The organism is Desulfovibrio sp. ZJ369 (genome assembly GCF_011039085.1).
Classification (GTDB): Bacteria; Desulfobacterota; Desulfovibrionia; order Desulfovibrionales; family Desulfovibrionaceae; genus Desulfovibrio.
The window spans coordinates 1-23498 of record NZ_JAAKEI010000032.1; the positions used below are offsets into that span (position 1 = coordinate 1).

21 protein-coding genes and 2 rRNA genes are annotated in these 23498 nt (G+C 62.4%); 20 read left to right on the forward strand and 3 right to left on the reverse strand.

Annotated features, from left to right (window positions below):
- Both G7Y51_RS09930 and rrf read left to right on the forward strand, forming a co-directional pair.
- A 23S ribosomal RNA gene (locus G7Y51_RS09930) occupies positions 1-115 on the forward strand; the annotation flags it as partial.
- Positions 116-337: 222 nt separating this feature from the next.
- Positions 338-452: ribosomal RNA gene (gene rrf, locus G7Y51_RS09935) — 5S ribosomal RNA — on the forward strand.
- A gap of 109 nt (positions 453-561) precedes the next feature.
- On the opposite strand, the gene G7Y51_RS09940 is transcribed toward rrf, so the two are convergent.
- Positions 562-1683 carry a KamA family radical SAM protein gene (locus G7Y51_RS09940; RefSeq protein ID WP_165177043.1) on the reverse strand — a complete coding sequence of 374 codons (1122 nt, stop codon included), beginning with the start codon at positions 1681-1683 and terminating at the stop codon, positions 562-564.
- Between the two features lie 382 nt (positions 1684-2065).
- On the opposite strand from G7Y51_RS09940, the gene G7Y51_RS09945 reads away from it, so the two are divergent.
- From G7Y51_RS09945 to flhA, 18 genes are all read left to right on the forward strand, one after another.
- Positions 2066-2860 (forward strand): flagellar hook-basal body protein, encoded by a 795-nt coding sequence (locus G7Y51_RS09945; protein ID WP_165064569.1) that lies wholly within the window; start codon positions 2066-2068, stop codon positions 2858-2860.
- A gap of 144 nt (positions 2861-3004) precedes the next feature.
- Positions 3005-3790: a flagellar basal-body rod protein FlgG gene (flgG, locus tag G7Y51_RS09950; RefSeq protein WP_165064572.1), complete on the forward strand. Its 786-nt coding sequence runs from the start codon at positions 3005-3007 to the stop codon at positions 3788-3790.
- An 11-nt stretch (positions 3791-3801) separates the two neighbouring features.
- Positions 3802-5031: a flagellar basal body P-ring formation chaperone FlgA gene (gene flgA / locus G7Y51_RS09955; RefSeq protein ID WP_165177045.1), complete on the forward strand. Its 1230-nt coding sequence runs from the start codon at positions 3802-3804 to the stop codon at positions 5029-5031.
- Positions 5032-5195: 164 nt separating this feature from the next.
- On the forward strand, positions 5196-5918 hold the full coding sequence (locus G7Y51_RS09960) for a flagellar basal body L-ring protein FlgH (RefSeq protein WP_165177047.1): 723 nt from the start codon (positions 5196-5198) through the stop codon (positions 5916-5918).
- A 217-nt stretch (positions 5919-6135) separates the two neighbouring features.
- The gene (locus G7Y51_RS09965; protein WP_165177049.1) at positions 6136-6933 is read left to right on the forward strand and encodes an aldolase/citrate lyase family protein; all 798 of its coding nucleotides are present in this window, start codon (positions 6136-6138) and stop codon (positions 6931-6933) included.
- The gene (locus G7Y51_RS09970) at positions 6930-7844 is read left to right on the forward strand and encodes an NAD(P)-dependent oxidoreductase (protein WP_165177051.1); all 915 of its coding nucleotides are present in this window, start codon (positions 6930-6932) and stop codon (positions 7842-7844) included. Before G7Y51_RS09965 ends, G7Y51_RS09970 begins: the two co-directional genes overlap by 4 nt.
- Before the next feature lie 174 nt (positions 7845-8018).
- The gene (locus G7Y51_RS09975; RefSeq protein ID WP_165177053.1) at positions 8019-8789 is read left to right on the forward strand and encodes a 3-deoxy-manno-octulosonate cytidylyltransferase; all 771 of its coding nucleotides are present in this window, start codon (positions 8019-8021) and stop codon (positions 8787-8789) included.
- Complete coding sequence (locus tag G7Y51_RS09980) at positions 8790-9443, forward strand: acyltransferase (protein ID WP_165177055.1); 654 nt, start codon at positions 8790-8792, stop codon at positions 9441-9443.
- A gap of 489 nt (positions 9444-9932) precedes the next feature.
- Complete coding sequence (locus G7Y51_RS09985) at positions 9933-10568, forward strand: HAD family hydrolase (protein ID WP_165177057.1); 636 nt, start codon at positions 9933-9935, stop codon at positions 10566-10568.
- 79 nt (positions 10569-10647) lie between these two features.
- Entirely contained in the window at positions 10648-11661 is a 1014-nt protein-coding gene (locus G7Y51_RS09990; RefSeq protein WP_165177059.1) for a hypothetical protein, read from the forward strand.
- Between the two features lie 190 nt (positions 11662-11851).
- Positions 11852-12271, forward strand: a complete 420-nt coding sequence (locus tag G7Y51_RS09995) for a YbjQ family protein (RefSeq protein WP_165177061.1) — start codon at positions 11852-11854, stop codon at positions 12269-12271.
- Between the two features lie 433 nt (positions 12272-12704).
- Positions 12705-13502 (forward strand): 2-amino-3,7-dideoxy-D-threo-hept-6-ulosonate synthase, encoded by a 798-nt coding sequence (locus G7Y51_RS10005; RefSeq protein ID WP_165072338.1) that lies wholly within the window; start codon positions 12705-12707, stop codon positions 13500-13502.
- 5 nt (positions 13503-13507) lie between these two features.
- Entirely contained in the window at positions 13508-14491 is a 984-nt protein-coding gene (locus G7Y51_RS10010) for a 3-dehydroquinate synthase II family protein (RefSeq protein WP_165177065.1), read from the forward strand.
- Positions 14492-14495: 4 nt separating this feature from the next.
- Positions 14496-15707 (forward strand): prephenate dehydratase, encoded by a 1212-nt coding sequence (pheA, locus tag G7Y51_RS10015; RefSeq protein ID WP_165177067.1) that lies wholly within the window; start codon positions 14496-14498, stop codon positions 15705-15707.
- A gap of 3 nt (positions 15708-15710) precedes the next feature.
- The gene (locus G7Y51_RS10020; protein WP_165177069.1) at positions 15711-17129 is read left to right on the forward strand and encodes a 3-phosphoshikimate 1-carboxyvinyltransferase; all 1419 of its coding nucleotides are present in this window, start codon (positions 15711-15713) and stop codon (positions 17127-17129) included.
- Entirely contained in the window at positions 17126-17932 is an 807-nt protein-coding gene (locus G7Y51_RS10025) for a prephenate dehydrogenase/arogenate dehydrogenase family protein (protein ID WP_165177071.1), read from the forward strand. The genes G7Y51_RS10020 and G7Y51_RS10025 overlap by 4 nt, the downstream gene beginning before the upstream one ends.
- A gap of 116 nt (positions 17933-18048) precedes the next feature.
- Positions 18049-19128 (forward strand): flagellar biosynthesis protein FlhB, encoded by a 1080-nt coding sequence (gene flhB / locus G7Y51_RS10030; protein WP_165177073.1) that lies wholly within the window; start codon positions 18049-18051, stop codon positions 19126-19128.
- A gap of 42 nt (positions 19129-19170) precedes the next feature.
- Positions 19171-21267 (forward strand): flagellar biosynthesis protein FlhA, encoded by a 2097-nt coding sequence (gene flhA, locus G7Y51_RS10035; RefSeq protein ID WP_165177075.1) that lies wholly within the window; start codon positions 19171-19173, stop codon positions 21265-21267.
- A gap of 226 nt (positions 21268-21493) precedes the next feature.
- Here flhA and G7Y51_RS10040 read toward each other — a convergent pair whose 3' ends face one another.
- Both G7Y51_RS10040 and cbiR read right to left on the reverse strand, forming a co-directional pair.
- Positions 21494-22603: a DHH family phosphoesterase gene (locus G7Y51_RS10040; protein ID WP_241160207.1), complete on the reverse strand. Its 1110-nt coding sequence runs from the start codon at positions 22601-22603 to the stop codon at positions 21494-21496.
- Between the two features lie 16 nt (positions 22604-22619).
- Entirely contained in the window at positions 22620-23486 is an 867-nt protein-coding gene (gene cbiR, locus G7Y51_RS10045) for a cobamide remodeling phosphodiesterase CbiR (RefSeq protein ID WP_241160208.1), read from the reverse strand.
- Between the last annotated feature and the right edge of the window lie 12 nt (positions 23487-23498).

A 23498-nucleotide genomic window follows, 5' to 3' on the forward strand; every position in this document is an offset into this window, starting at 1 on the left:
TTCCCTGGAGCAATCCCTGAAGGGCCGAGGGAGACTACCTCGTTGATAGGCCGGAGGTGGAAGCGCCGCGAGGCGTGAAGCTGACCGGTACTAATAGCCCGTGAGGCTTGTTTTTGATTGAAACTCCTTCCTTCCCTGTCAATTAATATTTTGACAATCTCAGAGTGTATTCTTTTGCGAGCCGGCCTTTTCCTGCCCCTCCCGCCTGGTTTTGGTGCGGATTTCGCGTTCTGGCAAGAAAGCCAGGCAGCTTGCGCAGGCAAGGGGCTATCCGCCCATGCCCGGAAAAACCGCGCCGCCTGCCGCCGGCAAATCGCAAAAGACACAACAAAATTTCTTTGGTGACCATGGAGGAGAGGGTACACCCGATCCCATCCCGAACTCGGCAGTTAAGCTCTCCATCGCCGATGATACTGCATATCTTCTTGCGGGAAAGTAGGCCGTTGCCAAAGATTGTTAGAAAGCCCCCGACGCCACCGGCGCGGGGGCTTTCTCTTTTGCCCCCCGCCCGGCCCGCCAAACCTCTCTCTATCCCCCACACAGGCCACGTCTGTCGCGCCGTCACGCGGCATGGAGATCCTCCCCGTGCAGCCAGCACTGCTCCGCTTGCAGTTTTACGAGGAACATGCGCCCCTGATCCTCGCACGCTTTGGCCTGATGGTATTTGAAGAGCCAGCGTTCGTTGCCGGCCGGGCCAAGTATTTCTATCTTGCCCGTCTCATGCGACAGAATGTAGCGGAAAGCTTTGCCCAGGCCGTTTTGTGACTGCCTGGCCTGTTCCACCAGGGAGCACGCGCGGGCAATGGGGATCTGAAAGCGATTTTTCACGCCGGTCACAGGGCGGCATTGGAAGAGATAATAGGGCATCACGCCGACGCGGATCAGACGTCGCAGCAAGTCCCCCATGATTTTTGCGTCATCATTGACCCCGCGCAGCAGCACGGTCTGATTGCGCACGATCAGGCCGCAGCGGTTGAGGGCCTCCAGAGCCCTGTGCGCCTCTTTGGTCATTTCCCTGGGATGGTTGAACTGGGTCACCACATACAGGCGTTTCCTGCGCCCATATTCACTGAGCATGCGCAGCAGTTGCCGGTCCTCATAGATGCGCATGGGCAGGACCACGGGCGTGCGGGTGCAGATTCTGACGGCGTCCAGATGCTCCATGCCGCAGAGCGCTTCCAGGTATTCCCTGAGAACAGCCGCAGGCGTGAGCAGGGCGTCCCCGCCGGAGAGCAGCACATTGTTGATTTCCGTGTGTTGCCGGATATAGTCCAGAATTTTGTCGCAAGCCCCCTGGGCTTGCCGGCCTTTTTGTTCCTCAGGGCCTACCATGCGCTTGCGGAAACAATGACGGCAGTACATGGCGCAGGCGCTGGTCGTGAGAATCAGCGCCGTCTGGCGGTATTTATGCTGGAGGCCGTCCAGAATCGTGTTGGCGCCCTCGCCGCTGGTATCAAAGCGGCCGTCGGGATCCCATTCCTCACGGTCCGGCACGCACATCTTTCTGATTGGATCGTGCGGATCAGCCGGATCCACAAGGGACAGATAATAGGGCGGAATAGAGAACGGAAAACGCCTGGCAATTTTTTCCAGATCCCGCACATGCGCAGCATCCAGCGCAAGAGGTTCCCGCAGATCCCGGACTTGCGTAAGATTTTTTTGCAAGAGGCTTTTCAGCGGCATAAAAAATCTCCTTTTCATCTATTCAGATCAAGATAACACGATTGCCTGATTCAGGGAAAGATTTTTTTTCTTTCTTTCAGTGAAGATAAGATGAAAAAATTATGATTGCATAATCAAGAAAAATGTATCTGCAAAATGTATTCATATAATTTTTTACTATAACTATTAATTGGGAAATATAATTTTTTATAAGTGTATTTAAAAAATACTGCACAATATCACATATATGATGCTATGTGCCATGTTTTTTTGTGAACCGCTTGCGCTCTGATTGTGACATGCCTGGCCCGCTCTTTGCATAATTCCCGGCAAAGGCCTGTACGGTCCGGGGCAGGGGTTTTGCGCCGGTTTTGCCCCCGGGCCGCGGAAAAAGGAGCTTACCATGCAAGACGCCATGTTCAGCGGGCTTTTCGGCGCGCTGACCACTGAACACCGTATGAATTTCATTGCCAATAATTTGGCGAACGTGAATACCCACGGCTACAAGCGCGACACGCTCGCGTTCAAGGACACTATGGCTTACTACGCGCACGATGAAATCCGCGAGCCGCTCATGAATCTGCGTTCCGAGCCGCTTTTTCCGGAGCCCAAGAACATGGCGCGGGCGCGCGTCGCGGTATCCCGCATAGATTTTTCCCAGGGTTCCATGCAATTCACCGGCGATCCGCTGGATGTGGCCATCTGCGGCGAGAACGCCTTTTTCCGGGTGGCCACGCCCACGGGCGACTATTTGACGCGCAATGGCCATTTTCTGCTTTCCGAGGACGGTACGGTGATGACTCCCCAGGGTTTTGCCTTACAGGGCGTGGGCGGCAACATCGTCATCCCGCCGGGGACGCGCAACGTGCAGATCAGCGGCGACGGCCAGGTGATAGCCGACGGCGTGGCGGTCAACCGGATTGCCTTGTTCAGCGTGGATGAGCCTCAGAATCTGGAAAAGATGGGTCATAATCTTTTCCGGCCGCGCGAAAACACGCAGGTCGCCGAAGATGACGCCTATCTGGCCGGGGCGCGCGTGGAGCAGGGCTTTACCGAGGCGGCCAATGTGGAAGTGGTTTCCGAGATGGTCAATATGATTGAAGTGCAGCGCCAGTTCGAGGCCTATCAGAAGGTCATGCAGACGTCGGACACGCTGGATCGCGCGGCCAATGAAAAAATAGGCCGCCGTCAGGGCTAGGGCGTTTTGCTCATGAAAACAGTTCAACGCTCTGGCAGGGCGAAGCCATGCCCGCCCGCGTCAGCCGCTGGCGGCTGTGCCCCGGCAAACCCGCCGGATCCGGGAAAAGGCGCGCAACCCGGTCGGATATGAGGAGATTTTCCCATGATGCGTTCTCTGTACACGGGCGCCACCGGCATGGTGGCCCAGCAGCTCAACATTGATGTCATTTCCAATAACCTGGCCAACGTCAACACCACGGGCTTCAAAAAAAGCCGGGCCGAGTTTGAGGATCTGATGTATCAGACCATGAAAATCGCCGGTTCCATTACCGACGGCGACAACCGCCTGCCTGTGGGCATTCAGGTCGGCATGGGCGTGCGGCCCACCGCCGTGCACAAGTTTTTTACCCAGGGCGATTTTCAGAATACCGGCAACACGCTGGACGTGGCCATTGAGGGCGACGGCTTTTTTCAGGTGGATGTCAACGGCGAGCTTATGTACACCCGCGCCGGCTCCTTCAAGCTGAATCAGGACGGCACGGTGGTCACGGCCAACGGCTACATCCTGCAGCCGGAGTTTGCCGTGCCCCCGGAAACCAAGAACATTGCCATTTCCTCCTCAGGGCATATCGCGGCCCTGGACGCCCAGGGGCAGGAGATCGCGGGCGCGGACATACCTTTGTACACCTTCATCAATCCGGCGGGCCTGGATGCCCGCGGCCGCAACCTTTACACGCCTACCGAAGCTTCGGGCGCGGAAACCGAAGGCGTGCCCGGCACGGACAACGTGGGCACTCTGGCCCAGGGCTTTTTGGAAATGTCCAATGTGGAAGTGGTGGATGAGATGGTCAATATGATCGTGGGCCAGCGCGCCTATGAAGTGAACTCCAAGTCCATTCAGACCTCGGACTCCATGTTGGGCATCGCTGTGCAGCTCAAGCGCAGCTGATGAGGCTTGCCATGATTTTCCGCCGCGTTGACACCTGCCGCGGGTTCTGGGCGGCCTCGGCGCTCTGTCTGGCTCTGCTGCCGGTCTGGGCCTGGATTTCAGGATCGGTCCCGGCGTGTGCCGCGGCGCAGGGCGGCGTGCCTCAGGCCGTCTGGCAGGACACTGACCGCAACCACCGCCGTTCTCCGGCCCAGATCAAAACGCAATTGCGGCCGCCGCAGGTTCGCGCCGCCCAATTGCCCCTTGCCCCTGAAGCACAGGCGCAGCGCGCCGCCAAAACCAGGGACCTGCTCGCGGCCAATGCAGTGCCGCTGGCCCGCGAGGGGCAGGTGGAAATGCTCGGCCAGGGCGACTGGCGGCTCAAAGTGGCCGCGGCAGCCGTGACCAGCGGCGATATGGTCCTGTTGGGCGACATCGCAAGCCCCCTGGGGCAGATCGACTCGGCGCTCTGGGCGGATCTCAAGGCCCGGCGGCTCTGGCCCGCGCCGCCGCAAGAAGGCAAGCCTCTGCAGGTGAATCGCTCCCGGCTTTCCCAGGCCCTGCGCCAGAGTCTCGGCCCGGAGCTTGCCGCGCGCTGCATTCTGCCCACCTCGCTGGTGATCCAGCGCGGCGGCCTGGTGATCAGAGAGGATGATTTGCGCGCCTATGTTGTCAAAAGCCTGACGCCACAACTGGCCGTCATGCCCGGCGAAGCGGAATTGAACGAATTCAGACTGCCGGAATATATTTTTCTGGCCCATCCGCAGCAGCGCGTGCAACTGGAGCCCGGCAAACTGAGCCCCGGCCGCGTGGCCCTGCGTTTTGTCGTGCAGGAGGCCGACGGCACAGTGCTGCGCCGTGTGGCGGGTACGGTCAATCTGACCCTCTGGATCACGACAGCCGCGGCCGCCCGGCCCCTGAACAAGGGTGACGCGCTGACGCCCCAGGCCGTAACCTTCATGCGGATCAACGCAAGTCAGTTGCGGGATCTGCCGTGGGACGGCCACGGCGGCCCCTGGCAGGTGACGCGCAGCCTGATGGCGGGCGAACCCATTTTACAAAGCGATCTTGCCAGTCAGCTTATGGTCCGGCGCGGCGAGGTAGTGACCCTGCGGTACGCGCGCGGCAATGTGAGAATGACGACCCAGGCCGAAGCCCTGGCCGACGGCGAGCCCGGCGCCACCATTCCGGTGCGGAATTTGCAAACGAAAAAGCAGGTCTACGCCACCGTCAAAGACGGCAATACCGTGGAGATACGCTAGAGCCCGCGCAGAATGAGCGTCCAAACCGCATTGTTGCGCGAAATGATGGCGGCGAAGTGATTGAAAATGAATATTTTCAATCAAAAAATGCTCTAATGTCGGGAGCTTTCCCGGCGCAGTGGGCGGGCGTTGCAGAAACGCAAGGCCCGGGAGGAGAAGAGAATATGGAAACACGCCGGATTGTTGCAGTCCTGGGACTGGCTTTTTTACTCTGCGCCGGTTGCGGTGGCGGCGGCGCGCACAAGCGCCCGGCATTGCAGGCCCCTGTCACGCCGCCCCAGGAATACCGTCAGGAAACCAGCGGGCCGGACAATCCGGGTTCCCTGTTCGCCGCCAGCGAGGAGGAACCGCTGTTTTCCGACAGCCGCGCCCGCCGCGTGGGCGATATTGTGGTGGTCAAGCTGGTGGAAAACACCAAGGCCCAGAACAAGGCCGAAACCACGGCTGACAAGGACAGCTCCAATGACTACCAGGTCAACGCCATGCTCGGCAAAAGCCGATCCGGCTTTCTGCCGCTGGTGGGCGTGGGGCCGGAGGCCCGCGTCGGCATGCCCGCGCTGAGCACCACCTCGGTCAGCGATCTTACGGCCACGGGCAAGACCAAGCGTGAAAACTACGTCACCACCTCTCTGGCCGCGCGCGTGTTGCGCGTGCTGCCCGGCGGGCTGTTGCAGATCGAGGGCGCGCGCGAGATCCGGGTTAATGAGGAAACCGAATACATGGTTGTGCGGGGCATGATCCGCGCCAAGGATGTGGACGCGGAAAACAGCATCCTTTCCACCCAGATTGCGGACGCAAGTATTGAATATTACGGCCGCGGCGTGCTGGCCGACAAGCAGAAGCCGGGCTGGTTCACCCGGCTGATGGATAATATCTGGCCTTTCTAGTGTCCTGAACCATACATTCATATGCCAATTCAGGGCACAGCCGCCGATAAGCGGCACAGCCATACTTCGCTCCCACGGATGCTGTCGCATCGCCGCCAGGGCTGCCGTAGAAGATGCGGCAGCCCTGCGCGACTCCCCCCGGCATATTGCGCCCCGGACAGGCACGCGCTATGGTGGTTCGTTCCTGACATCAGCCCGCGGCGGCAAGCCGTTTCTTATGACAGTACATGACATCCGCGCGCTTCTGGCCTGCGACAGGCCCACTGTGGGCACCTGGCTGCAACTGCCCTCAACCGACGTGGCCGAGCTCATGGCCCGCGCCGGCTATGACTGGGTGGCCGTGGACATGGAGCACGGCTCCTTCGGCCGCGCCGGCCTCCCGGACATCTTCAGGGCCATTGAGTGCGGCGGCGCCGCGCCTTTCGCCCGTCTGCCCGAGGCCGCCAAAAGCTGGATCAAGTCCGCTCTGGAAGCCGGGGCCCAGGGTCTGATCTTTCCCATGATCGAAAGCAGGGCGCAGCTTGATCAAGCCATTGACTGGGCCATATATCCGGGGCAGGACCACTGGCGCGCAGCCGGTGAAACCGCCGCGGAATACCGGGGCGTGGGCTATTGCCGGGCCAACGTCTTTGGCAAGAATTTTGAGACCTACCGGCAGGAGCGCGCGCCCGAGCTTTTTCTGGTGGCCCAGATTGAGCACATCCGGGCCGTGGACAATCTGGACGCCATTCTGGCGCATCCCCGCCTGGATGCCATCATGGTGGGGCCCTATGATCTTTCGGGCAGCATGGGGCTGACGGCGCAGTTCGAGCATCCTGACTTCAGGGCGGTCATGGATCGCATCCAGGCGGCCTGCAAGCGCCGCAACGCGCGCATGGGCCTGCATATCGTGCAGCCCGACCCGGCGGAACTGGCCCGCCAGGTGGCGGCGGGCAGCCGCTTCATCGCCTACGGCATTGATTCGGTATTTCTGTGGCAAGGGGCCGAGCGGCCCGACAGGGAGAAAGCACTGTGAAAATCACTGTCTTCGGCGGTTCCGGCTTTCTGGGTTCGCATATCTGCGATAAGCTCTCCGAGGCAGGCCATGCGGTGACCATTGTGGATCTGCATGCCTCGCCCTGGCTGCGTCCGGGCCAGACCATGCTCACGGGCGACATTCTGGACGAGGAGACTGTGCGCGCGGCCGTGCAGGGCGCGGATATGGTCTTCAACTATGCGGGCATCGCGGATATCGGGGAGGCCAACAACCGCCCGGTGGACACGGCCCGGATCAATGTTCTGGGCAATGTGATGATCCTGGAGGCCTGCCGGAGGGAAGCTGTCCGGCGCTACGTTTTCGCCTCTTCTCTCTATGTTTACGGCAAATCCGGCGGTTTTTACCGTTGCAGCAAACAGGCCTGCGAAATTTATATTGAAAACTACCAGGCCGCGCACGGCCTGCCCTACACGATTCTGCGCTACGGCTCGCTCTACGGGCCGCGCGCGGACACGCGCAACGCCATCCACCGCTTTGTGCACGAAGCCCTGACCACGGGCGCGATTACCTATTACGGCGCGCCCACGGCCCTGCGCGAATATGTGCATGTGGATGACGCCTCCACGGCTACCCTGGCCGTGCTGGCTCCGGAATTTGAAAACCAGAATATCATCATTTCCGGCAACCAGCCCATGCGTGTGGGGGATCTGTTCAAAATGATCGGCGAAATGCTGGGCAAAGAGCTGATCGTCAAGTATCAGAATGATCCGAACAGCGGGCATTATCAGATTACGCCCTACGCCTTCATGCCCAAGATGGGCCGCAAGCTGGTCCCGCCGCTGACCGTGGATCTGGGGCAGGGCATCCTGCGGGTCATGGAGGAGGAGCACAAGCGTCTGCATCCGGAATTGCAGGCCGAGGGGGGATATCTGGTTCCCACGGACGATTAGGCCGTATTGAGGCAGGCCTTTTCAAGGGCTTAGTGAGCCGGAAAAGGTGGGTATCGTTGCTGCCGTCATGCCCGGAGATCGGCTCCGGCTTCCCGCAGCGCCGCCGCGTATGGTCTGCGTTTCGTTTTCCCATGATTTTTTTCATCGCGATCCTGCCAGAAAGGAGCTCTTGTCATGAATATCATTGCCATCATCCCCGCGCGCATGGGGTCCAGCCGGTATCCCGGCAAGCCGCTCGCGCTGATCCACAATGTGCCCATGGTCGGGCATGTGGCCTTTCGCACGGCCATGAGCAAAACCCTTTCCGCCACCTATGTGGCCACCTGCGACGCCATCATAGAGAATTATTGCAGGGATGCGGGGCTCAAATGCGTCATGACCGGCGATCACCATGTGCGCTGCTCCACGCGCACGGCCGAGGCTCTGCTCAAGATCGAGGCCGAAACGGGCCGGAAGGCCGACATCGTGGTCATGGTCCAGGGCGACGAACCCATGGTCACCCCGGACATGATCGACGCTGCCGTGGCGCCCATGCTCAAGGATCCCACCATCAACGTGGTCAACCTGATGGCCGAGATGGATACCCTGGAGGAGTTTGAAGATCCCAACGAGGTCAAGGTGGTGGTGGATCGCCACAATAACGCCCTCTATTTTTCCCGCGAGCCGATTCCCTCGCGCAAAAAGGGTTCGGACAAGGTGCCCATGCGCAAGCAGGTCTGCGTCATCCCTTTCCGCCGCGACTATCTGCTGCGCTTCAATGAGATGGAAGAAAGCCCCCTGGAAATTTATGAGTCCGTGGACATGATGCGTATTCTGGAATACGGCGAGAAAGTGCGCATGGTGCCCACGGATGGCCGCACCTGGAGCGTGGACACGCCCGAAGATCTGGCGCGCGTGACCCGGCTCATGGAAGGCGACGCCCTGATGCGGGAGTACTGCAAGTAGATGGCCGGGCCCGGCCCTTCCTCCCCCGCGGGGCGCGCAGATTCGCCGGGCACGCCGGGCCGCCGCGCCCGGCTGTGGGCTGCTCTGGAAGAGCTCTGGATCGCGCTCTTCGCCTGGGTGCCCACGCCCGTGGGTCTGCTGCTGCGCCTGGCGGCCTGGCGCTGGCTGTTCGCCCGCTGCGGTTCCGTGCGCTTCGGCACCGGGCTCACCCTTATGGGCTGCCGGAACATGGAGCTCGGCAACGGCGTGCGCCTGGGCCGCGGCTCGTTTGTGACCGCCAATGACGGCAGGCTGGTTCTGGGCGACAATGTGGCGCTTTCCCCCTGCGCGCATCTGGGGGCCGACGCCGGGCGCATTGAAATTGGCGCGCACACGGCCATCGGGCCGGGCACGGTGATCCGCGCCGCCAACCATCGTTTCGAGCGGCAGGATCTGCCGATCATGCGCCAGGGGCATCAGCCGGGGCAGGTGATTATTGAGGAAGATGTCTGGATCGGCGCCAACTGCGTGATCACCCCGGACGTGCGCATCGGGCGCGGGGCTGTGGTGGGCGCGGGCGCGGTGGTCACGCGCAATGTGGCTCCCTTCAGCATTGTGGGCGGGGTTCCGGCCAGGTTGATCGGGCGTCGCGGGCAGGGCATGAGCACCGTATAGGGCATTTTGCTTTTGAAATTATTCAATTTCAAAAGCGGCGCTGCCATCATTTCGCGTCCAGGCTTCAGCCGTTGCGACGAAGGAAGCTACGGATGAAGACAGCAACTGGTTATTGCGGCAGCCAGCCAACGCAACCGCTGTCGCTATCCGTGCTCCAGCCGTTGCGACGAAGGAAGCTACGGATGGAGACAGCAATGAGTTACCACAAAAAACATGCAACGAAACCGCTGTCGCCATCCGTAAGGCTCGCAGACTCGCCAACGGCTGGCGCAAGCAAGCAAAGCTTGCTAACGGCTACCGCAACGCGGTCTGGACGCTCATTCGGCGCGGGCGTCCGCTCCCGCGGCCGCCAGAGCAATTTCAAAGTGAAATTGCTCTAGGGCCTGCTTCCCGCCGGGTGGCCATTGCCGCGAACCGCCTCAGCGCACCACGCTTTTCCCCGGCGGCGCGTCATCCACCCTCCACGCTTTTCAAGGGATGAGCAAAAAAATGGCATTGCAATGTCTGGTTTTTGACTGCGACGGCGTGATTTTGGACAGCGTGCCCGTCAAGACGCGCGCCTTTGCCCGGCTGGCCCAGCCTTTTGGCGACGAGGCGCGGGATCGCTTTGTCATGTATCATACCGTGCATGGCGGCGTCAGCCGTTATAAAAAGTTCCAGTGGTTTTTCCGCGAAGTGCTGGGCCGCGAGATCAGCGACGAGGAATCCGCGGACTGGGGCCGCCGTTTTGCGGAATACGCCCTGGACGAAGTGCGCCGCTGCCCGCTGATCCCTGGCGTGGCGGATGTTCTGGAGACCTGGCGCGGCAGGCTGCCGCTCTATGTCTGCTCCGGCGCGCCCGCCGAAGAGTTGCGCATGGTGCTGCACGAGCGCGGGCTTGAGCGGTATTTTACGGGCATTTACGGCTCGCCGCCTGCCAAGGCGCTGCTGCTGGCCGAAATTGTGCGTGTGGCCGGCGTGCTGCCCGATCACGTCCTGATGGTGGGCGACGCCGTGACGGATCGCGACGCCGCGGAAAGTGTGGGCACGCTCTTTTATGGCGTGGGCGCTGAGCTCAAGGGCGGCGATTTTCCCTGGGGCGCGGATCTCGCAGGCTTGAGCGCATGGATTGCCGCCCGGGTTTAGAGCGTGTTAACGCTACAGAGCGGTAAAAAAGGTTCCTGTTGATCATGCCCATATCCGGAGAAATGATCAGGAAGAAAAGATGAACAGGCTTGCTTTTCTTGCAGTGTGCTTTGTGGCCGTACTCTTTCTCTTTGCCTGCGGGTCTGAGGATGAAAATCAGCGCCGCGGCGCCACAGACGCCACAAAAGCGGATGCCGCCGCAACTCCGCCCAGCGCCAATGCCACGCTCCCCGCGGCTCGCGCACCCGCTCCTGCGCCCTTGCCTCCGCTGTCAGCCGAGGAGAGAACGCGGGCCGACAAGCTGGTGGAATTTTCCAATGCCGCCACCAGCGCGCTGACAGAGGGCTATTACGCGTTGCCGGACGTCTTGCTGGAGAATGCGCGGGAGTATTTGCAAGAGTGGCGGCTCGCGCCCCGGCCTCACGCGCGAACGGCCCGGCGCGACGCGGCCGCGCGGCGACTCACCCCTGCCGGGGGCTTGTTTCCCGCCGAGGCGGAAGCACAACTGGCGCAGAGCGTCAAGGACATGAGCAAAGCCCTTGACTCCATGCTGGCGGAGTACAGGGCGCTGGAAAAATATGTGGCTGACGACACGATCAGGGATGACGGCGCGCAAGGCAAAAAATTCGTGCAGAACCTGAGAAACGCGCATGCGGTGTTTATGGCGGCGCGCAAGAGTTTTTTGGAAACAGTGGAGGCCCGCGCCGCGCAGGCCGAAGATCTGCTGTTGCGGGAGCACCCTCTGAAGCGACAGATCGTGGAAGCCCGGAAGATCTTTTCCCTGTTCAGGCAGGCAGGGGATCTGCTTGCCCCGGAGGAGCCCGACGGCACAGCCCTGGAACAATTGCGCGGCCAATTGGAAGCCTCCCTGGCTCTGGCCGGGCGGCCGCCTTTCCCGGCAGCGCCGCAGGTGGAGCGGGCCTATCGCGCTTTTCTCAAGGAAGCGGCCCTCTTCTCTCAAAAGCTGGCGCAAGGGCAGCGCGAAGGCTTTCACAGCCGCATACGTCGGGAACTGAACGAAAGCGTCGCGCGCAGCCGCGAAGCGTACAATGCTTTTGTGCGGGCCGCCAACGAGACAGAGAACATTTTTTGATTGAAAGGATCCATCGCTTTGCTCATGCCGGACATCTCTGTCGGTTTGCCGACAGATTTTTTTCTGTCTGCGCATAATTAGTTGAAAAATATATAAAAATACGGTTTGGCAAGCTCATTGCAGTATCCGAAGGCAGAAAATACAGGCATGTGTCCGGCTTTGTCCGGCAATCTGACTTTGGAGGTTCGGCATGTTTTTTTTGCTGGGAGGCAACGAAAAAAAGGCGCGCAAGGCTGAAAAACAGGCACAAATGCCCGCTGCCGAAAGCCGCGTGCGCGACGTTTTTCTGGCCGGGCGTTTTCCTGTGGTGACCACGCATCAGGTGGAAGGCCGCCGTATCGCAAAAGTGCTGGGCCTGGTCTGCTGCCGGGGCTTTGACTCGGAGGAGGCCTTTTTCGGCATGGCCGGGCGGGCCATGAACAAGGGCGCGCAAGCCATTGTGGGCTATAGTGAAAACGTGGCTTTTCACCCGGACGGCAGCAAGTATTTTTCCTGCTACGGCACGGCGGTCATGTTTGAATATGATCCCGCCGATCCCGACGCGCTGCCCCTGATGCTTCAGAACAGATTCAAATTGCAGGAACAGCAGCCCAACAGCGACATGATCTGAAGCTGTTGCCGGCGGCTGACGCCAGATAACAGACAGCCCCGGTCCATTGTGATGGGCCGGGGCTGTGCATTTCTTTTGCCTGATGTGTGACAAAAGCCGCAAACCTTGTCCAGCGGCAAAATAATTCTTTTGCTCGCAGAGCATTTTTTTTAACATTTTTTTATTGACATCCGCCGGGCCTGGGGCTACTCAAATTGCAACACGGAGTTTTACGTCATGCCCCAGTTTATTCCCGCCATAGCTTCCTCGTACGCCGCCGGCCTGAGCTGGTACTTTTTTGCGTACTTTACCGAAGCCTGTGGTCGGGAACTTCGCTGACGTCCGTTGTCCGGAAGTTTCAAGGGCCGCAGGCATACCGCCGGCGGCCCTTTTTCTTTGGCCGCAGGCGGATTGTCCGTAACGAAATCCGATAAAAGCCACAAAGGAGTCTTTCATGTACCTCGGCAAAAAAGTCCGGCTGGAGCGTATCATCAACCGCGAAAACGGCCGCACGATCATTGTGCCCATGGATCACGGCGTGACCATCGGCGCTGTGGAAGGCCTGGTGGACATGCGCGAGACGGTCAACGACATGGCTCTGGGCGGCGCGGACGCGGTGCTCATGCACAAGGGCCTGGTGCGCTGCTCGCACCGCAGCGCGGGCAAGGACATCGGGCTTATCGTCCACCTCTCCGCTTCCACCGCGCTTTCGCCCATCGGCAACACCAAGACGCTGGTGGGCACGGTGGAGGAAGGCATCAAGCACGGCGCGGACTGCGTTTCTGTGCACGTCAATCTGGGCGATCCCAACGAGCGCCTGATGCTCGCGGATCTGGGCCGGGTGGCCGAAGCCTGCGACAACTGGCACATGCCGCTGCTGGCCATGATGTACGCGCGCGGCCCGCAGGTGACCAACAGCTACGCGCCCGAAATCGTGGCGCACTGCGCGCGCGTGGGCGTGGAGCTGGGCGCGGATATCGTCAAGGTGCCCTACACCGGCGACATGGAGAGCTTCGCGGACGTGGTTTCGGCCTGTTGCGTGCCCGTGGTCATTGCCGGGGGCGAGCGCATGGATTCCACCCGTCAGATTCTGGAAATGGTCCATGACTCCCTCAAAGCGGGCGGCGCGGGCATTTCCGTAGGCCGCAACGTCTTCCAGCATCCGCGCCGGGTGGCGCTGGTCAAAGCTTTGCGCGCCATTGTGCATGAGAATGCCTCAGTGGATCAGGCCATGCAGATCGTGGGAGAGTAAGGCAGATGTCCCGCATTTATTTTCGTTGCGTGCCCTTTGCCAAGGATCAGGTCACGCTGGCTCTGGAATCCGGCGTGGACGGCGTGATCGCGCCGCGCGAGCGGGTGGAGCAGGTGGCCGCGCTGTCCCGCTGCCCGGTCTGGGCCGAGGATGAGGTGGCCGTTGCCGCGCTCTCGGCCAAGGCCGACGAGGAAGCCGTGCTGGCGCGCCTGAAAAACGGCGAGCGCGTGGTGCTGGCCCGCGGCTGGGAGGTGATCCCGGTGGAAAATCTGCTGGCCCAGAGCGATGCGGTTCTGGTCGAGGCGGGAAATCTGGACGAGGCGCGCCTGGCCGCCGGGATTCTGGAGCGCGGCGTGGCCGGCATTGTGGTCCTGCCCGAAGCTTTGGCCGATCTCAAGGAAATTGTGGCCCAGTGCAAACTCTCGCAGGGGCGGGAAGATCTGCTCCCCGCCGTGATCACCCGCGTGGAGCCCGTGGGCCTGGGGCACCGGGTCTGCGCGGATACGCTCTCCCTGTTGCGCCGCGGCCAGGGCATGCTGGTGGGCAATTCCAGCGCCTTCACCTTTCTGGTCCACGCGGAGACCGAGCATAACGAGTATGTGGCCGCGCGGCCTTTCCGGATCAACGCCGGGGCCGTGCACGCCTACGTCCGCCTGCCCCATGACAAAACCAGCTATCTGGGCGAACTGAAAGCCGGTCAGGAAGTGCTGATCGTGGATGCCGAGGGCGCAACCGGCGTGGCCACTCTGGGCCGGGTCAAGATCGAGGTGCGGCCCATGCTCCTGATTGAAGCTCAGGCGGACACGCAAAACGGCTTGCAAAAAGGAACCGTCTTTCTGCAGAACGCCGAGACCATCCGGCTCACGGCGCCTGACGGCACGCCGCTCAGCGTGGTGAGCCTCAAGCCCGGCGATACGGTGCTCTGCCGCCTGGATGAAGCGGGCCGCCACTTTGGCATGCGCGTGCGCGAAGAAATCCGGGAGGTCTAGGCGCATGGAGGACAACAACAGCCCCTGGCCGGGCGCTGCGGCCCCGGCCTCCGCGCAGCGCCTGAGCGCCATCCGCGGGGAAATCGATCGTGTGGATCAGGAACTGCTGGAGCTCTTCAACCGTCGCGCCGCCCTGAGCCTTGAGGTGGGGCGGATCAAGGCGCACGCGTCGGACATCATCTTCAAGCCCCTGCGCGAGCGCGAGGTGCTGGACGGCCTGGCCGCCCGCAACCCCGGCCCGCTGCCCGAAGAGCATCTGCGGGCCATCTGGCGCGAGATCTTCTCTTCTTCCCGCGCCCTGCAACGTCCGCAAAACGTGGCCTATCTGGGGCCAGAGGGCACCTTTTCCTATTTTGCCGGGGTGGAATATCTGGGGCATGCGGCCCGCTTTCATCCCTGCGCGGACATTGCCCAGGTTTTCGAGGAAGTCAGCGCGGGGCGTTGCGAATTGGGCGTCGTGCCCCTGGAGAACTCGCTCCAGGGCACCGTGGGCGTAAGCTTCGACCTCTTTTTAAAGCACGAGGTCTTTATTCAGGCCGAACTTTTCTCGCGCATCTCGCACTGCCTCTTGAGCGACGCCCCGTCTCTGGCCGCCGTGCGCACGGTCTATTCTCATCCGCAGCCCCTGGCCCAGTGCGGCGGCTGGCTGCGGGCGCATCTGCCCAATGCCGGGCTGGCGCCCGTGGAATCCACGGCAGCGGCGGCCAACCGCGCCGCCGGGCAAAAGGACGCGGCAGCCATCGGACACGGCAAGCTGGCCGACATGCTCGGCCTGGGCGTGCTGGCCCGGCGCATTGAGGACGAGCCCGGCAACTGGACACGCTTTGTGATCATCGGGCCCACCCCGGCCCGGACGCCCCAGGGCGGCGTCGTGCCCCGGCCCACGCCCGGCGGGCACAGCGGCGCGGACAAGACTTCCCTGCTGTTCACCCTGCCGGACAAGTCCGGGGCGCTCGCCACTGTGCTGGATCTGCTGGCCAGGCATGGCATCAACATGCGCAAGCTGGAATCCCGCCCCCTGCGGGGACAGTGCTGGAAATACGTCTTTTTTGCGGATGTGGAGAGCGATCTGGAAAATCCGCGCCATACAGGCCTGTTGGAACAGTTGCGCGAGGCCTGCACCAGCTTCCGCATTCTGGGCAGTTATCCCACCGGCCCGCAACTGGACCGGATGAGCGTCGGCGAGGAGGAATCCCGCCAGGAGCAAGGTATCTGAGCCATGATGGAAATAAAAGAAAACCTTTCCCCGGTGACAGTCACGGCCCCGGCCTCCAAGTCCCTGTCGCACCGCTACCTGATCGGCGCGGCCCTGGCGGCCGGCGTCTCCACAGTACGGCATACCCTGGAAAGCCAGGATCTGGAGCGCACCCGCGCCATCCTTTGCGCCGCCGGGGCGCGCATGGAAGCGCTGCCGCCAGACGCGGCAGACGGCCCATCGGGCTGGCGGGTCACGGGCATGAACGGCGCGCCGCGCGGCGGCGACCGGGAACCGCTCTCCTGCGACGTGCACGAGTCCGGCACCACCTGCCGTTTGCTTACGGCCGTGCTGGCCGCCGGGCAGGGGCTCTTTCGCATTCACGGAGCCGGGCGCATGCATGAGCGGCCCATCGGCGAGCTTACCGACGCCCTGGAAAAACTGGGCGCGCGCGTTTGCTTTGAGCAGCGGCCCGGTTGCCCCCCGCTGCTGCTTACGGCCAAGGGCCTTGATCCGGCTCCGCTCCACGGCGAAGTGCGCCTGGGCATGGATGTTTCCAGCCAGTATTTTTCCGGGCTTTTGCTGGCGGCGGCGCTGGGGCCAGCGCCGTTGACCGTGGATCTGGCCGGTCGCAAAGCCGTGTCCTGGCCCTATGTGGGCCTGACCCTGCAATGCCTTACGGATTTCGGAATCACGTTCAGCGCCCGGACGCGCAAAAACGAGGAAAGCCCCTGGCAGACCCTGCCCGAAGGCGATTGGCGCAAGCTGCGCGAGGCCCGGCCCGGCTGTCTGCGCGTGACGGTGCAGCCCGGCGCGTACCGGGCGGGCGACTATACGGTGGAGGGCGACTGGTCCGGGGCGTCCTACCTGCTGGCGGCCGGAGTTCTGGGCCGCAGGCCCGTGCGCGTGGAAGGCCTGCGCTCGGACTCCCTGCAAGGGGATCGCGCCCTGCTGGACATCCTGCAAAGAATGGGCGCGCGCCTGGAAACGGAAGCGGACGCTGTCACGGCCTATCCCTCGGCGCTGCACGGCGTGGCTCTGGATATGGGTTCCTGCCCGGATCTGGTGCCCACCGTGGCGGTGCTGGCTTCCTTTGCCCGCGGCTCCACGCGGATCAGCAATGTGGCGCATCTGCGCGTCAAGGAATCGGATCGGATCAGCGCCCCGGCCCAGGAACTGGCCAAAACCGGCGTGACCGTGGACGCGCTCTCCGACGGCCTGCTGGTCAACGGCCTGGCAGGGCGGGGCTGCGGCAGGCAGAACGCCCCGCGCCTGCCCGAAGGGCTGAATCTCTGCGTGCACAACGATCACCGCATGGCCATGTCCCTGGCCCTGCTGGGCCTTCAGGAACCCGGCCTGCGCATGGAAACGCGCCTGGACGATCCTTCGGTGGTCTGCAAATCCTTTCCGCAGTTCTGGGACATCTGGAGCCGTCTGGCATGAAAAACGCTCCCCACGAAAAACAGGCGAGCCTGCCGCGCAAAACCGTGCTGGTAGGCTCGCGCGGTCGCATGGGAGCCATGTTGCTGGTCCGGGCCGCTACGGCCGGGCTGCGCGTCGCGGGCGCGGATCTGCCGCTCACGCCCGAAATTCTGGCTCCGGCCTGCGAAAATGCGGATCTCGCCCTGATCTGCGTGCCCGCGGCCGTGTTTGAGGCCACGCTGGCCAAAGTCTGCCCGCATCTGCCGCCTGACGCGGTGCTGGCGGACATCACTTCGGTCAAGGAACAGCCCATGCGGCAGATGGAACAGGCCTGGACCGGGCCGGTGGCGGGCACGCATCCCCTGTTCGGGCCCAGGCCCGCGCCGGGCGCGGATCTGCCCGTGGCCGTGATTCCGGGCCGCACGGCCACGGAAGAACATCTCGCCCTGGCCGAGGGCTTTTTCACGGCCCTGGGCTGCCGGGTCTTTCGGACAACGGCCCAAAAGCACGATCAGGCCATGGCCCGCATCCAGGGCATGAACTTCATCACCAACCTGGCCTACTTTGCCCTGCTGGCCGGGCAGGAAGATCTGCTGCCCTATCTCACGCCCTCCTTTGAGCGCCGCAAGGCCGCGGCGCGCAAAATGCTCACCGAGGACGCCCGGCTCTTTGCCGGGCTGTTTGAAGCCAATCCCCACAGCCACGAGGCCGTGCGCCAATACCGCCAGATGCTCAATCTGGCCGCCGCGGGCGACATCGATCTGCTCTGCGAGCGCGCCCGCTGGTGGTGGCGCGAGGAAGAAGAAAGGGCAAAAACAGACTGAGCGCCCAGGCGCGCCCGTGCAAGAAAAGCGGCGCGGGCCGCGTTGAACGTGCCGCAAGGGCACGCTTTTTGCTATCCCTCTGCTGAACGCCAAAACAGCGACCACAGGGAGCCGGCATGTTCGGTAAGCAAACAGATCCAAGCAGAACGGAAGAAGCCACTCCCAAGCGCCGCAAAAAGCAGCGCGAGGAGGGCAATGTCCCCAAATCGCAGGAACTGGGCAAGGCCGTGAGCCTGGTGGGGGGGATGATCGCGCTGTACGTCTGGATCGGCCCCATGAGCGAACAAATCAAGGTTCTGTTCCAGCGTTTTCTGGGCCATGCCTGGACGTTTGATCCCAATCCCCAGAATGTCTACACTCTGAGCATTGAGCTGGCCCTGGAAATCTGCAAGATTCTGTTGCCCGTCATGCTCTTTCTGGCTTTTCTGGCCTTTCTGGCCCAGCGCCTGCAGGTGGGCAAACTCTGGACCACCAAGGTTTTCAAGTTCAAATGGCAGCGTTTCAACCTGATCAAAGGGCTGAAGCAGATGCTGCTTTCACCGCAGACCGCCTTGCGCACCATCAAAAGCCTGCTGTTCTCGATCATCCTCTCGCTGATCCCCGGCTATCTTATCTATCAGGAATATCAGAACTTCCTGCCCATGTATTACGCCACGCCCGAAGGCGTGGCCGTGTACATGCTGCAAATGGCCCTGCGCCTGGCCTCGTATGCCCTGCTGCCCATCCTGGCCATTACCGCCTTTGATGTCTGGCAGTCGCGCTATGCCTACCGGGAAGGCATGAAGATGACCAAGGACGAAGTCAAGGACGAACGCAAGCAGGCTGAAGGCGATCCGGTGATCAAGGGCCAGCAGCGCAAAAAGATGATGGAAAGCATAATGCAACGCATGATGCAGGACGTGCCCAAGGCCGACGTGGTGGTGACCAACCCCACGCATATCGCCGTTGCCCTGCGCTACAACACCGCCGAAGCCCCGGCCCCGGTGGTGCTGGCCAAGGGCGCGGATCATCTGGCCGAAAAAATCAAGGCCGTGGCGCGCGAGCACAAGGTGCCCATCCGCGAAAACGTGCCCCTGGCACGGGCTTTGTATAAAGCAGTGGACGTGGGCGAGATGATCCCCGAAGAGTTGTACAAGGCAGTGGCCACGCTGCTGGCAAGCATCTGGAAGCTCACGCCCAAGGCCGTTAAGCGCTAGTGCGGGCAAGCCGGTTCAGGGACAAAACGAGGTGTCAGAAAAATGGCAACAGTCACTCTTCCGCAAATGGATTACAGCCGCTTCTCCAAACACGGCGAAATCATGCTGGCCGCGGGCGTGGTCATCATTCTTTTCGTCATGCTGGTGCCGCTGCCCACCTTTTTTCTGGACATCATGCTCTGCGTGAGCATTTCCATTGCCCTGCTCGTGCTGGTCACCACCATGTTCATGACCTCGCCCCTGGAGTTCACGATTTTTCCCTCCCTGCTGCTGGTGACCACCCTGCTGCGCCTGGCGCTGAACGTGGCCTCCACCCGCCTGATCCTGCTCAACGGCGACATGGGCGTCGAGGCCGCGGGCAACGTGATCCGCGCTTTCGGCGAGTTCGTGGTGGGCGGCAGCTATGTGGTGGGCGGCGTCATCTTTATGATCCTCTTTATCCTGAACAAGACAGTGATCACCGCGGGCACCACGCGTATCGCCGAAGTGGCCGCGCGCTTCACTCTGGACGCCATGCCCGGCAAGCAGATGGCCATTGAGGCCGACCTCAACGCCGGGCTCATTGACGAGGAGGAAGCCACGGCCCGCCGCAACGGTCTGCGCAAGGAAGCCGATTTCTACGGCGCCATGGACGGCGCGTGCAAGTTTGTTTCCGGCGACGTGAACGCGGGCATGCTGATCACCATGGTCAACCTGATCGGCGGGATCATCATCGGCGTGGTCCAAAAAGAAATGGACTGGGGCACCGCCCTGACCACCTATTCCCTGCTGACCATCGGCGACGGCCTGGTGTCCACCATCCCTTCGATCATCGTCTCCACGGCCACGGGCCTGCTGGTTTCGCGCGCGGCCTCGGAAGCCAAGATGGGCGAGGAATTTCTGGCCCAGCTCACCTTCAACAGCCAGGCCATGAAGATGGTTTCCGGCGTGCTTCTGGTCTTTGCCCTGGTACCCGGCCTGCCCACTGTTCCCTTTATGATTTTGTCCGCCCTGCTCTTCCTGGTAAGCCGTCTGAGCGCCAGGGATGAGGAAAAGGAGGAAAAGAAGAGCAAAAAGGCAGCCAAGGGCAAATCCTCAGGCACGGCCGACACGCCTGAGGAAGTGCAGGCCCTGCTGCCCCTGGACACCCTGGAGCTGGAAGTGGGCTACGGCCTGATCCCCCTGGTGGACGAGGAACAGAGCGGCAACCTGCTGGCGCGCATCCGCTCCATCCGGCGGCAGTTCGCCCTGGACATGGGCGTGGTGATCCCCTCCCTGCATCTGCGCGACAATCTGCAACTGAAGCCCGGCCAGTATGCGCTCCTGATCAAGGGCAATCAGGTGGCCTCGGCGGAAATTCTGGTGGATCATTTCCTGGCTATGGATCCGGGCAACGTGACCACCCAGATCAGCGGCATCGAAACCCGGGAACCGGCGTTCAACCTGCCCGCTCTCTGGATACCGGACAGCCAGCGCGAGGAAGCCATGATGGCAGGCTATACAGTGGTGGACCCGGCCACGGTGATCGCCACGCATCTGACCGAGGTCTTCAAGCGCCATCTTGCCGACTTCCTGGATCGTCAGGCCGTGCAGGGCCTGCTGGACACGGTGGGCAAGCATGCGCCCAAGGCCGTGGAGGATCTGGTGCCCGGCGTGCTGCCTCTGGGCTCTGTTCAGAAGGTGCTGCAACTGCTGGTGCGCGAAAACGTGAGCATCCGCGACATGCTGACCATCGTGGAAACCCTGGGCGACTACGGAACCGGCATCAAGAATCCGGACATGCTGGCCGAGTATGTGCGCGAAAAGCTCTCCCGCTCCATTGTGCGGCCGTATCTGGACAGCCAGGGCGTGCTGCCCGTGCTGACCCTGAACGGCAATGCCGAGCGCATGGTGCAGGAGGGCATCCGCCAGGCGGAAAACGGCGCGGCCTTTCTGTCGCTCAACCCGGCAGCGGCCCAGCGCCTGGTGCAGAATATCAATACGGCCGTGGAAAATGCGGTCAATACCGACGGCCAGCCTGTGCTTCTGGCAAGCCCCATGATACGGCCGCATCTGGCGCAGCTGATCACCCGTTTTCTGCCCACGGTGCCCGTGATCTCGCAGGCCGAGATCCCGCCGGACATCCGCCTGCAGGCCGTGGGCACGGTGGCCGCGGAATAAGCCGCGGCGCTCCGCAACAGTGAAACGTAACCATCGCGGCTTGCCTGAATACGCCGGCAAGCCGCGATTTTCGCCTTTCTTCGATCCGGGACGCCAGGCGAACAGGCCCGCCTTTCTGTGCGGATGGAATTCAGGCCCGATGGCAAAAGCCATGCAGCGCCCGCGAAACGGATTGCCTGGAAACGCCTGCCAATGCGGCAGCATCAACAAAATTTGCCTTGGCGCTTCAGTCTTTGCTCGTGCCCGTGGCGGGCGCGGCGACCTGGAGCGGGGCGGACGTCTGGGATTGCGTCCGGGCCTGGGCCTTGCCCGGAGCAGAACCTGCCGGGCGCAGTTTGCGGCTTTGCAGGCGGCGCAGCACAAAATCCGAGGTTTTGACGCCCTCGGAAACGGCCGAGAGCGGAAATTCGGCGCGGGCCAGGTTGCGGTGCCCCCCGGCCGCGCCCACATCATAAAAACAGGCGTCGGCCAGACGGCCCACGTCCCGCGTGCCGTCGCCGCGAAAGATCACGATCACGGTTTTGCCCACAATGCCGCTGACGGCAATCCATTTCAGGCCGTGCACTTTCGTGAAGAAGTCGGCCACGGCCACCGGCAGGTCCGCGCTTTTGACCTCATTGAGCCAGGCGTAGGCCCCGCTGCCCCGGCAGTCGGTCAGCGAGCGGAAGGCGCGCGAAAAGAGCGGCAGCCATTCGCGCAAATATTCGCTGCGGATGATCCGGCGCAGCAGATTCTTGTCCGCGTGGCGCGAAAGCCATTGGTAGGCCCGCAGATCCTCCTCGCCGCCGGATCGCTCGAAAGTTCCGGTGTCCGTGCGGATGCCGTAGAGCAGGGCCGTGGCCAGGCGCGGGCCGGGCCGCGTGTGCAGAACCTGCAGAAAGCGGGTCATCATGGTGCTCGTGGCTCCGATGTCGGGCCGGATGCTGCAAAAGGCGGCGGCGGACGTGGAGCCGGCGAATTCCGGCGGCAAGGGGTGGTGATCAATAATCAGATCAAAGGGAAGGCCCTGAAAGGCCCTGTTGTGCTGCGGCTGGGAATCCACAATGGCGAAGCGGTTGAACTGGCTCGCCTTTTCCGGCTGCCAGGCGTTGACCGGAATGCGCAGATAGCGGATCATGGCCAGATTGTCCGGCCGGGTCACTTCGTTGATGCGCAGGATCTCCACGCTGTGCACCCTGTGGATCATGAGCCTTTTCAAGGCCATGGCCGAAGCCAGAGCGTCGGGATCCGCGGTGATCAGGATGCCCCAGCGGTCATCCTTGTTCAGATTCTGCCGCCATTGCTTGAATCGCGCGATGTGTTCGGCCTTGCCCGGCATGCCCGTTCCCCTGTCCATGACCTTGATGTGGATGTTAACGTATTTCTGCCGCTACCTTCGCGCTTCCGGCCAGGGCAGCCAGAACCGGCAGGGAGGCCGCCAGGCCCGGCCAGTGAAAAATTTCCGCCAGATGCACTGCCGTGGCCGGGAGGCGGCGCATGATCCCAAGAGCTGCCTCGCGCTCGGCCATGCTGAACCTGGTGAGCGGCAAATGCTCGTCCCGCCTGCCGGGCGCGCTCCAGTGGATCAACGCCGCCTGTTCGGGCAGCTCCGAGTCCGCAAGGCCGCGCTGAGCATAGCCCAGCAGATGCCCCACGTCCAGACAGACGCCCAGGCCGTGCTCCGGCAGAAAAGCGCGGCCCAGGCGGGCCAGATCGCAGCAATCAATATTTTCCACCAACAGGGGCGCGCTGCTCGCGGCCTGCCAGCGGAGCGCGAAATCTTTGAGCAGGCGGCGCTGGCGCGCCGGGGAGCCCTCAGGCGGGTGCAGCACGGCCAGACGCGGCCGCAAAAAGGCGGCTTTGCGAAAAACCGCCAGAGCCGGGGACGCGGCAGGGGCCGCGTCCGCGCCCCGGCCCGCGGGCCAGGGCAGATCAACGGGCAGATGCACATGCCAGCGCAGGGGCAGATCGGCCAAATCGCGCGGCAGATCGCTGTCGCCGTACTCCAGGCAGGCCCGCGTCTCGAAAAAGCAGAGACCGATCTCATCGATCCTGCCGCTCAGAAAACGCGCGTTTTCCGCCACGGCGCCGGGCAGCACAGCTGAAGGCGCGGCCAGGCGGCCGGACAGGGGGCGCGCCGCGCAGCCGGCTTCGCCGTGCCACGGCCCGGCGGCAGGGGCGGAACTCTGTCCGCTCGCGCGCTTCCCCGCGGCAGTATGTTCCGGAGGGCGTTGGGGCATATGCGGATCCCG